We start from the raw sequence: 11,434 nt of genomic DNA on the forward strand, positions 1-11,434 counted from the left end.
CGGCTCACGAGGGCAGCAGCGGCAGACTCACCGTGAAGGTGGCGCCCTGGTGGGGCGCGCTCTCCACGGCGATGGTGCCGCCCAGCGCCTCGACGATCTGCCGGGTGATGTAGAGCCCCAGCCCGAGCCCGCCATAGTGGCGGTCGGACACCGCGCGCTCGAACTTCTCGAAGATGCGCCCCACGAGCTTGGCCTCGACGCCGATGCCCTCGTCTCGCACCGTCAGCCGGGCGTGGCCGTCCACCGCCTCCACGCGCACGTGGATGGGCTTGCCCGCACCGTACTTGAGGGCATTGGACAAGAGGTTCGTCACCACCTGCTCCAGCCGCAGCCGGTCCCAGTTCCCCAGGATGGGCTCCTCGGCATGCACCTCCAGCCGGCCCCCTGTCCGCTCTGCCTCCAGCTCGAAGCGGGAGACCACCTCGAGCACCAGGCCCAGCAGGTCCACCTCCTCCAGCACCAGCTTCAGGCGCCCGCCGCTGATGCGCGCCACGTCGAGCAGATCATTGATGAGGTCCGACAGGCGCTTGACCTGACGGCGCATCATCTCCACGTCACGGGCCAGTTGCTCGGTGGCATCCACGGCCTGCTCTCCCGCGGTCATCCGCTCCAGGGACTGGAGCTTGAGGCTCAGCGGGGTGAGGGGCGTCTTCAGCTCGTGGCTGGCGACGGACAGGAAGTCATCCCTCAGCCGCACGGCTTCCTGCGCCGTCTTGAGCAGGCGCATGTTCTGGATGGTGAGCCCCGCCCGGTCCGCCATCTCCTGCAGGAAGTCCTGATCCTCCAGCGTGTAGGGGTGTCCGGGCTGCCCTCGGGACACCCCCAGCGTGCCGATGATTCGTCCCTGGGCGCGCAGCGGTACGAGGAGGGAGCTGTGCAGACCGAAGCGCTCCACGAACTCGCGCGTCGGGGGCGGCATGGACTCGAGCAGCCCCTCCTGGGGAATCCGTACCTGCAGGATGGGGCGGCCCGTCTTCACCACCTTCACGGCCGGTCCCTCGGCATGCTGGAAGGGCCCATACATGGCGGTCTTGATCAGCTTCCGGGCCGCGGGGTCCGGATGGTAGGCGGCCACGACATCAAGGGTCCCGCTCTCCTCATCGAGCAGCGTCAGCACGCAGCACTCGCCCAGCGTCTCCCCGCCCAGCCGCGCCAGCTGCTCCAGGGCCGCGTTGAAGTCCGTCGTCGCCTGGGCCAGCACCGTCGAGGTATCCGCCAGGGCGCGCAGCCGCGCCTGCGCCCGCTTCTCCTGCTGAATGTCGTAGAAGGCGACCACGCCCCCGGTGATGCGGCCCTCGTGGCGGATGGGCGCCCCACCTACCCGGACCCAGGCCATGACGCCGTCCCCTCTGCGTAAGAGGATGTCATCGCCATCCACCGTCTCTCCCTGGAGCGTCCGCGCCAGGGGCCACTCGTGCGCCTCCACCCGCTGCCCATCCCCGCGGAAGCCCACCCACTTCTGATAGCTCTCCAGGTTCTCCGCGGCGGGCGGGGGCTTGCGCAGGATGCGCTCGACCTGCGCATTGGCGAAGGTGATGCGCCCGTTGGGAGCCTCCGCGAGGATGACGCCCGCCGGCAGGTTGTCCAACACCTCCTGGAGCCGCGCCCGCTCCTCGGCCAGCTCGCGCACCAGCCGCGCGCGCTCTCCCTCGGCCTTCCGCAGCTCGGTGACGTCCAGGGTGATGCCCGTCATCGCCACCACGGTGCCATCCGCCCCGCGCACCGGGCTGCCCCGCGCCACGACCCAGCGCAGCGCGCCCTCGGGCGTCCGCACCCGGTACTCGGCCGCGTAGTCCACGCCCTGGGAGATGGCCCGCTCCATGGCCTCGCTCATGGCGGGCTGGTCCTCGGGGTGGATCAGCGGGCACAGCTTCGGCAAGGAGGACAGGTCGGCCTCCGGCGGCAGCTCGAAGGTGGCCTTGAAGCCCTCGGAGCACTGGAGCTTCCCCGTGGCCAGCTCGAGCTGCCAGTGGCCCAGGCCGCCCGCCTTCAGCACGCGCTGCAGCCGCGCCTCCTCCGCGTCGCGGATCGTCAGCTCGGCCGTCACGTCCTTGTAGGCGATGGCGACGTGGCGCACCTCGTTTCCCGGGCCCTTCAGCGGGAACAAGGAGCAGGAGATGGCGGCGCGCTTCGCCTCCGGCACCTGGATGTGCTTCAGCTCCTTCGGGTCGTACCAGAAGATGGGCGTCTGCAGCGTCTCGCCCTGGAAGGCCCGGCGGAAGAGCGCGTCCACGCCCTGCCGACGCGTCACCTCATCCTGGAAGAGGTTGTACTCGGGCGGAGGCTCGGCGCCGAACATCTCCCGGTAGGCGGGGTTGATGAGCAGGCATTGCCCCTCGGCGCTGAAGACGGCGTAGGGCACGGGCGAGTGGGTGAACAGGCCCTCTAGCAGGCCCAGCGGATCCGCCATGGCCGCCAGCTGGTTCCGCACGGAAGCCTCGGGCTTCAGGCTCCGTTTGGGAGCCTTCGGCTTCTTGCGCGGGGCCACGCGCGGCGCGTTGCCTCCCGAACGTCTCGAGAGAACCGTGGAGCCTTTCTTCCTGCGTTGCTGGGGCTTGCCCCCCTTGGCCCTGGGCATAACCCCCTGAGTAACACAGGGAAAAGTCGAAGGCCCGGTGCCCCACCTCAATTCTTCGCACCTGCAACTTCATTCCCATACTCCCTGCCCCTTTCGCGCACGGGCGGCTTCCGCTATGGGGCGCGCCATGGTGAACCTTCAGGACATCCTCGCCGCGCGCGAGCGCATCCGCGGCGCCATCCGGCCCTCGCCCTGCCCCGCCTCGGACTATTTCAAGGAGCGCACGGGCTGCGCGGCCCTGTGGTTCAAGATGGAGAACCTGCAGCGCACCGGCGCCTTCAAGGAGCGCGGGGCGCTCAACAAGCTGCTGACGCTCAGCGCCGAGGAGAAGGCGCGCGGAGTCATTGCCGCCTCGGCGGGCAACCACGCGCAGGGGCTCGCCTACCACGCGCTGCGGCTGGGGGTGAAGGCGACCATCGTCATGCCCGAGCGCACCCCGCTCATCAAGGTGGCGCGCACGCGAGATGAGTACAAGGCGCACGTGGTGCTCAAGGGCACCAACTTCGACGAGGCCTACGCCGAGGCCGTGCGCCTGCAGAAAGAGCGGGACCTCGTCTTCGTCCACCCCTTCAATGATCCGCAGGTGATCGCGGGCCAGGGCACCATCGGGCTGGAGTTGCTGGAGCAGACGCCGTTCGTGGACATGGTGGTGGTGCCCATCGGTGGTGGCGGACTCATCTCCGGCATCGCCTGCGCGCTGAAGGAGACCAACCCGCGCATCCAGGTGGTGGGCGTGCAGACCGAGGCGCTGGCCAGCATGAAGGCCTCGCTGGACGCGGGGAGCGTGGTGGAGGTCGCCCCAGGCAGCACCATCGCCGAGGGCATCGCGGTGCGACGGCCGGGCGAGCTTACCTACGCCATGGTGCGCAAGTACGTGGACCAGGTCGTCACGGTGGATGAGGAGGAGATCGCCAACGCCATCCTGATGATGCTGGAGCAGGAGAAGAGCGTGGTGGAGGGCGCGGGCGCGGTGGGCGTGGCCGCGCTGCTGAACAACCACGTGCCCCAGGCGGCGGGCAAGGGCGTGGTGGTGCTGCTGGGCGGCGGCAACATCGACATGAACGTCATCAGCCGCATCATCGAGCGCGGCCTGGTGAAGGCCGGGCGTCTGGTTCGGCTGGAGGTGCGCTTGCCGGACCGGCCGGGAATGCTCGCGCGACTGACGACGCAGATCGCCGAGCAGCGCGCCAACATCGTGGAGATCCACCACAACCGCGCCTTCTCGAAGAAGGCAGGGCTGGGCGAGGTGATGGTGGAGGTGACGCTGGAGACCACCGGCCGCCCCCACATCCAGGAGCTGATGGAGGGCCTGGGCGGTCAGGGCTGGCAGGTGTCGGAGGAGACGTAAGCGGGAGGGGGTCTTCTACGCCCCATGCCTGCTCGGCCATACTGGCCCCTCATGAGCCCCCTGCTCCTCGCCCTCCTGCTCACCGCCGCGCCCCCGCCCCAGCAAGCCCAGCAGCTCGCCAAGGCAAAGAAGTGGGAGGACCTGTACCTCGCCTATTCCTCCGCGGACCCCACCGGCTACTCGGACGAGCAGCGCAAGGCCATCGCCGGTCCGCTGCTCAAGGGCTGCGAGGCGCTCGTCGCCAATGACGCGGTGATGGCGTTCTCGCTCGGCGATCGCTCCGTCGCCTTCGAGGAGACCGCCTCCGGCCTCCGCTGCCTGGCCCGCGCCGCGCTCGCCACGGATCAACGCGGCACCGCCGAAGAGGCCCTGCGCAAGGGCCTGGAGCGCTTCCCCAAGGAAGGTGCCTTCGGGCTGGAGCTAGGCAAGCTGCTCCTGGGCGACAAGGACGCGCCCGGCGCCATCGAGGCCCTGAGCAAGGTTCCCACCAAGGGCCCCCAGGCCGCCGAGGCGAAGAAGCTGCTCCAGAAGGCCAAGAGCCTCTCGGCCGAGGAAGGCAAGGCCCGCGCCGAGGTCGAGAACATCGAGCGGCGCATGTCCGGAGAGGGCCCCGGCCCCCGCGGCTCGACGCAGCCCGCTATCGCCCGGGACGAGGGCAACACGCAGCCCACCAGCCTCACCTACGAGTCCGGCGTGGGCGAGGACGGCATGCGAACCCGCGCCAACCGGCGCTTCGTCATGAAGTACTTCAACAACAACCGCGACTTCGGCCAGCGCGCCGAGTACGAGGGCCGCGTCATCGCCACCCTCGAGGAGGCCTACGAGCACACCCGGAGCATCCTCGGCGAGGCGCGCGAGGGCCCCGTGGACGTCATCCTCTACACCCGCCAGGAGTTCCGCACCCACATGGGCTCCAGCCTGGCCAACGCCGCCGCCGGCCTGTACTCGGACCAGGCCATCCGCATCAACGATGCGGCCGAGCTCACCCAGCAGACCAAGGCCACCCTCGTCCACGAGTACGTCCACGCCGCCGTGGATGAATTCTGCGGCGGCGGCCACCGCCTGCCCACCTGGCTCAACGAGGGCCTGGCCGAGTACGTGGAATGGCGCTACCTCGGCGGCGACGGCCCCCCTGTCCTGGTGGGTAACGCCCTGCGAGGCGCCGCCCGCGCCGGCCGCCTGCCCAGCCTCACCGCCCTGTCCCAGGGAGCCCTCATCCAGACCTCGGACCCCGCCATGGCTTACGCCACCTCGGCCGTGGCCGTCCGGGAGTTGATGAACCGGGGCGGCGCCGCCCGGCTGCTCGCCCTCATCCGCGACGTCGGCCAGGGCACCCCCTTCGACCAGGCGCTCCAGTCCCAGTATGGGATGGACGTCGCCAAGCTGGACGAAGAGGTGAAGTCCTCCCTCTCCAAGAGGTAGCGGGCGGGCGAGCCATTCTGATCCGTTTACCCACCGCTCCGAGTCTGCCTACACTCCCCCCCTCAAAATTTGCGCTTCAGGCGTTCTGGCGGGAACCTCGGCCTGCCCTTATGCCCTACCCGTAGCAAGGTGGACGGATGTCCGACACGCGCGCGGCGATGAGAGAGTTTCGCTTCCTGGATGAGAAGCGGAAGATGGGGAGTCTTTCCCCTGTGGAGGAGGCTCGCTGGAACGAGCTGCGTGGACTTCTCGGAGTCCAGGACGCGTACGTTCCCGAGCCGCCTGCGGCCGAGGCTTATCCTCAGCAGCCCCAGGGCTACTACGGCGCGGATGGCCAGTGGTACGCCTACCCCCAGCAGGGTTACCCACCTCCGCAACCCCAGGGCTACTACGGCGCCGATGGCCAGTGGTACGCCTACCCCCAGCAGGGCTATCCGCCTCCGCAGCCCCAGGGCTACTACGGTGCCGACGGCCAGTGGTACGCCTATCCCCAGCAGGGTTATCCGCCTCCGCAGCCCCAGGGCTACTACGGCGCTGACGGCCAGTGGTACGCCTACCCCCAGCAGGGTTACCCCCAGGGTTACGATCCGAACCAGGCGCAGGGCTACGATCCGAACCAGGCCTACGCCGGCTACCCCCAGCAGGGCTATGACCCCAACCAGGGCTATGACCCCAACCAGGGCTACGCCGCCCAGGGGCAGCCCTACCCGGCCGATCCGAACCAAGCCTACGCCGGTGGCTACGCGCAGCCGTACTACCCGGAGCAGGCTCCGGCCCAGGCCGCGTACCCCGCTGAGTCCGACACCTGGGCGCAGCCGGCCGAAGCCCTCGCGCCCGAGAACCTCCAGCCCGCGGCGGAAGAGCTCGATATCCCCGCGGTGAGCGAGTCCGCCTCCTGGCAGACGCCCGCCGAGCCCACGCCCTCCGCGGAAGCAGCGCAAGAGGCCGAGGCCCCGGTGACCGGGGATGACGATGTGCTCGAGGTGTCCGCCGACGAAGTCACGGACGTGGAGAGCGCTCCGGAGCCCGAGGCATCATTCGCGGAGCCGGACAGCACGCTCCAGGCCGAGCCCTCTCAGGAGGTGAGCGCCGTGGCCGCCGAGGCGACGGACAGCCTCGATCTGACGAGCGCCGACTTCGAGACCCCGCAGGCCTCCGCGAGCGCGCAGGAGTCCTCGGAGCCCATCGAGCTGGGCGCGGAGGAAGTCGCCCTGCTCGACGCGGAGCCCGAGCCCGAGCCCGAGGCCCCCGTGGCCGCGCAGCCCGTGGTCGAGGCCGCGCCGCAGCCCGCCTCCGAGGTGGTGCTGGAAGCGTCCTTCGACGATCTCTCGGTCGAGGAGGCTCCCGCGCAGCCCGAGCCACAGCCCCTCCAGGCCTCCGTCGAGGAGGTCTCCCTGGACGACGTGCAGCCGGAGGCCCCCGCTCCCGCGCATGACGGGTGGGACTCCGCGCCCCTCGCGGTGGACCCCACCCCGGCACCCGCTCCCGCCAGCGCCGGGCCGCAGCCGTTTGGCCCGCCGCCCGTCCCGTTCGAGGCCGAGCCTCCCGTCGAGGAGATCTCCCTCACCTCCTCGGAGGAAGAGATCCCTCTCAGCGCCTCGGACATGGAAGAGGCGCCAGCCCCCGCCATCGCGCTGGCCCCTCCGCCGCCTGCCGCCAGCGCCGCCCCGGTGCCCGAGGCCGAAACGCCGACGCTCGAGGTCTCCGACTTCGAGATGGAGCCGGTGAGTTCGCCGCAGGCCGCCGCCGCGCCCGCTGAGACCGCTACGCCGGCGGAGGAGCCCACCTTCGACGTCGCCGATCTCGGCGCCGAGGCCGAGCCGGAGCCCTCGCCCTTCACGGGCAACGCGGAGCCTCCTTCCCTGGAGCTCCGCCCGGTGCAGGTGGGACCGGACCTCCAGGCAGACACCATCGAGCTGTCCGACGACACCGGCACCTCCGACAGCGCCTCGATGCAGCCCTGGGACACCGGGGATGCCAGCGCGCAAGGCGAGGATGGCCAAGCGTCCCAGGCCCGGGCCTCCATCGATGTCGACCTCTCCGGCAACCCGGAGGATGTCGTCCCGCTGGCCACCAACGCGGACCTCACGCCGGACATGCCGTCGACGGGCGCCTCGTGGGAGTCGTCGGATCGCTCGCTGTCGCTCGGCACCGAGCCCGCGCAGGGGCAGGCGCAGGACGACGTCATCGAGCTCACCGACGCGAACGAGGAGTTGGCCCAGCCGCCCCAGCCCTCCACCTCTGCGGAGGATGGCTGGAGCACCGAGGCGACCGCCACGCCTGCTCCGGCTCCCGCGGCCGGACTGTCCGCCGAGTGGGCCGCGGCCGCGACGGATACCCAATCGGACTGGACGCAGGCGGCGCAGGCCGAGGCTCCGGCTCCGGCCATCGCGCCCGAGTGGGGAGACGCCTCCGGCCAGGAAACGCCGTGGACCGGCTCCGCGGCCGCCACTCCGACCGAGTGGGGCACGATTCCCGCCGCGGAGCCTACGCCCGCCCACGTCCCCTCGGAGTGGGCAGGCGCCGAGGGAGAGACTCCCGCCCCGGCCACGCCCTCCGAGTGGGGCGCCTCGCCCGGCGAGGCCGCTGCTTCCTCCACGCCTTCTGAGTGGGGCACCGTTCCCGCCGAGCCCGCCGCCGAACCCACGCCTTCTGAGTGGGGTACCGCTCCCGCCGAGCTTGCCGCCGAGCCCGCGCCTTCCGAGTGGGGCGCTGCCCCCACCGAGCCCGCTGCCGAGCCCGCGCCTTCCGAGTGGGGTGCTGCTCCCGCTGAGGCCGCCGCTGAGCCCGCGCCTTCCGAGTGGGGTGCTGCTCCCGCTGAGGCCGCCGCCGAGCCCGCGCCTTCCGAGTGGGGCGCTGCCCCCACCGAGCCCGCCGCCGAGCCTGCCCCCGAGTGGACGACCGCCGAGCCAGCCCCCGAGGCTCAGGAGTCCCAGTGGGCCGCGCCCGAGGCCAGCGCTTCCTCCGATTGGAGCGCCCCGGCCCCAGAGGCCGAGCCAGTCCTCGAGGCCATGCCCGGCGAGCAGGAGCAGCCCTGGGCCGCACAGCCCGAGGCCAGCGCTCAGTCCGAGTGGTCCAGCACGCCCGAGGCTCCCGCCGCCGCCGAGCCCGCCTGGGAGGCCACGCCCGTGGAGCCCGCGCAGGCCTCGCCCGAGCGCGCCGAGTGGGCCGAGCCCGAGCCCGAGTGGGCCAACGAGCCCCCACAGGCGGACCTGTTCGGCCCGGCCACGGAGATCTCCAAGCTGGCCGCCGAGCAGGAAGTACACGAGGCGCCGCCGCAGCCAGGCCTGTTCGGTCAGACCACGGAGATCTCCAAGCTCTCGTCGGAGGAGCAGCAGCGGGAGTTCACCCCGGAAGAGGTGAACTGGACGGCCTCCCCGCCGAACCTCTTCGACGCGCCGATGGCGGATCTCAACGCCGGCCAGCCGCCCGTGCAGCACTTCGAGGCGGACCCCAATGCCTTTGGGGCGCCGATGCAGAACCTCTCCGAGCCGGAGCCCAGCCTCGACGCCAGCGTCGCGCTGCCGCCTCCCGCTCCCGTCGAGGAAGTCTCGATGGAGCCGGAGCCCAGCATCGACGTGAGCTTCGAGGACGCCCCGCCACCTCCGCCCCCGGCCGTCGCCGAGGAGCTGCCCGTGGTGGACCTCGCCGAGGCCGAGTTCGAGGAGGAGCCCGCGGTGGCCCTGCCGCCTCCGCCTCCCGCGCAGGCCGTGGCGGCCATCCCGCTGCCGCCTCCCCCGCCCCCGCCGGCTCGCATGACGGCGCAGCCCAGCGCCGCGCCCATGGCCGTGCCGCTGCCCGCGCCGACGCCGCCGCGCCCGGCCACCCAGCCCATGGGAGCCTCGGCCGTCGCGGTCCCGCTGCCCCCGGCCATGCCCGTGGTGCCGATGCCGCCTCCGCCTCCCGCGCCGGCGCGCGCCTCCTTCGCGACACGGCCGCCCGTGGCCGCGCCGCCTCCGCCTCCCCGCGCGATGCCCGCGAGTGACGCGGCCGTCGTCATCGAGGAGGCCTCCGCCTTCGAGCCGCTGGGAGCCCCGCTCGCGCCGAGCTCGGGCGCTCCGACCTCCTGCTTCGTGGAGGGGGAGCACCGCGTCATCATCCACACCGTGGAAGGCCAGGTGAAGCGCGGCATCATCCGCGACGTGGACCTGCTCGACGAGGCCATCGCCCTGGAGCAGCAGACGGGCTTCACGCCGGAGCGCATCCCCGGCAAGCGCGTGAAGGCCATCTTCTTCATGCTTCCGGCGGGCGCGCGTCAGCCGCAGGCGGATGGGCAGAAGATCCGCGTCACCTTCAACGATGGGCGCCAGGTGGCGGGCTTCTCGCGGGACTTCAAGAGCGGCGGGCAGGGCTTCTTCCTCATCCCCGCCGACAACCGCACCAACACCGCGCGCATCTTCGTCTACCGCTCGAGCGTGCAGGCCGTCGCCGAGGGGTAGTCGCCCCGCAAATGAAAGAGGGGCCTCATCCACCGAGGCCCCTCTGAGGTGAGTCCGCGAGTCCTCGCGAACGCGGGCTTACTTCTTGACCGGAGCCGCCGGAGCCGCCGCGGGGGCCTTCTTCACGCCCTCGAGGTCGATCGACACGCGCACCTCGTCACCCACCACCACGCCGCCGGTCTCGATGGCCTTGTTCCAGTTCAGGCCGAAGTCCTTGCGGTTGAGCGTGGTGGTCGCCGAGGCGCCGATGCGGGTGTCACCGAACGGGCTCTTCACCTCGGGGGTGGGGCCCTCTACGTCGAGGACGACCGGCTTGGTGACGCCGTGCAGGGTGAGGTTGCCGGTGACCTTGAGCTTGCCGTCGGCGCCCTTCTCCACCTTCGTCGACTTGAAGGTGATGTTCGGGTGGTTCTTCACGTCGAAGAAGTCCGGGCTCCGCAGGTGGTTGTCACGCTGCTCGTTGCGCGTGTTGATGGTGGTCGCGTCGATGGTGACGTCGACGGTGGACTTGGTGATGTCCTTCTCGTCGATGTTGAAGGTGCCGGCGAGCTTGCCGAACTCGCCCTTCACGTTCGACACCATCATGTGCTTGACGGAGAACTGCGCGCCCGAGTGAGCGGGATCAATTTCCCACGCGGCCGCCAGCGCGAGCGAGGGGGCGGCCAGGACAGCGGCGGCGACAACGGACTTCAGCAGGGTCTTCATTGTTTTTTCCTCCAGAGATGCGGTTCAGGCGCGCAGCGCGAAGCTGCGCATGGACAAGGTTCCGTGATGGAAGCCCTCGTAGACGGGGGTGACCCGGTCCTCGGGGAGGGCAGCTCCGAGAACAAAATAGAGCGGCAGCAGGTGCTCGTGGGTTGGATGCGCGAGCCGCGCGTTCGGTGCGTTCAACCAGTCCTGCATACCCGAAAAGTCGCGCGCCGCGATGCGCTCGGCGGCCCAGGAGTCGAAGGCCTGCGCCCAGGGCACCACCGGCGCGGCCTTGTTGTGGAAGACCACCTGGCGGAGGTTGTGCGTCATGCTCCCGCTGCCCACCAGCAGCACGCCCTGGGAGCGCAGCGGCCGCAGCGCCTCGCCCATCCGCGCCACGTCCCGGGCCGAGGCGCCCACCGGCATGGACACCTGCACCACGGGGAGGTTCGCCGCGGGCAGCGCCAGCCGCAGCGGCACCCAGGTGCCATGGTCCAACCCGCGCCGTGAGTCCTCCACCGCCGGAATGCCCGCGGCGGAGAGCCGGGAGACCACCTCGCGCGCCAGCACGGGCTCTCCGGGGCACGGATAGGTCAGCTGGTAGAGGGCCTCGGGGAAGCCGCCGAAGTCATGGATGGTGGATGGCGCCTCGCTGGCGGTGACCCGCACCTCGCCCCGCGTCTCCCAGTGGGCGGAGACCACCACGAGGGCGTGGACGGCGCCTACCCCTTGCCCGAACGCACGGAGGGCTTTCGGGTAGTCGTCCGTGTCCAGCGCCACCATGGGCGAGCCATGCGAAACGAAGAACGCCGGAGCCGTGGCGGGCCGCGCCACCTTCCGCTCTCCCGCCTCGGCCGCTCCCGCCACGCCGACCGCCGCCGCCGCTTGGAGTACCTCTCGCCTGTGGAGTTCAGAGCCCATCCCGGAGGCCATATAGCAACCGCCACGCCATACTTC

Annotated in this window: 6 protein-coding genes; 3 read left to right on the forward strand and 3 right to left on the reverse strand. The window is 71.0% G+C overall.

The window, feature by feature from the left end:
• Positions 1 to 4: 4 nt before the first annotated feature.
• Positions 5 to 2,488, reverse strand: coding sequence for an ATP-binding protein (locus SYV04_RS41920; RefSeq protein WP_321551730.1), 2,484 nt, complete (start codon positions 2,486 to 2,488; stop codon positions 5 to 7).
• 217 nt (positions 2,489 to 2,705) lie between these two features.
• Between SYV04_RS41920 and SYV04_RS41925 the strand changes: the two genes are divergently transcribed.
• The 3 genes from SYV04_RS41925 (at position 2,706) to SYV04_RS41935 (ending at position 9,787) form a co-directional block, all read left to right on the forward strand.
• Entirely contained in the window at positions 2,706 to 3,926 is a 1,221-nt protein-coding gene (locus SYV04_RS41925) for a threonine ammonia-lyase (RefSeq protein ID WP_321551731.1), read from the forward strand.
• A gap of 51 nt (positions 3,927 to 3,977) precedes the next feature.
• On the forward strand, positions 3,978 to 5,348 hold the full coding sequence (locus tag SYV04_RS41930) for a peptidase MA family metallohydrolase (RefSeq protein WP_321551732.1): 1,371 nt from the start codon (positions 3,978 to 3,980) through the stop codon (positions 5,346 to 5,348).
• Positions 5,349 to 5,485: 137 nt separating this feature from the next.
• The gene (locus tag SYV04_RS41935; RefSeq protein ID WP_321551733.1) at positions 5,486 to 9,787 is read left to right on the forward strand and encodes a DUF6982 domain-containing protein; all 4,302 of its coding nucleotides are present in this window, start codon (positions 5,486 to 5,488) and stop codon (positions 9,785 to 9,787) included.
• Positions 9,788 to 9,865: 78 nt separating this feature from the next.
• Here SYV04_RS41935 and SYV04_RS41940 read toward each other — a convergent pair whose 3' ends face one another.
• Both SYV04_RS41940 and SYV04_RS41945 read right to left on the reverse strand, forming a co-directional pair.
• Complete coding sequence (locus SYV04_RS41940) at positions 9,866 to 10,492, reverse strand: YceI family protein (protein WP_321551734.1); 627 nt, start codon at positions 10,490 to 10,492, stop codon at positions 9,866 to 9,868.
• 24 nt (positions 10,493 to 10,516) lie between these two features.
• On the reverse strand, positions 10,517 to 11,398 hold the full coding sequence (locus SYV04_RS41945) for a dioxygenase family protein (protein WP_321551735.1): 882 nt from the start codon (positions 11,396 to 11,398) through the stop codon (positions 10,517 to 10,519).
• Positions 11,399 to 11,434: the final 36 nt, after the last annotated feature.

This window comes from Hyalangium ruber (assembly GCF_034259325.1).
GTDB classification, from domain to species: domain Bacteria; phylum Myxococcota; class Myxococcia; order Myxococcales; family Myxococcaceae; genus Hyalangium_A; species Hyalangium_A rubrum.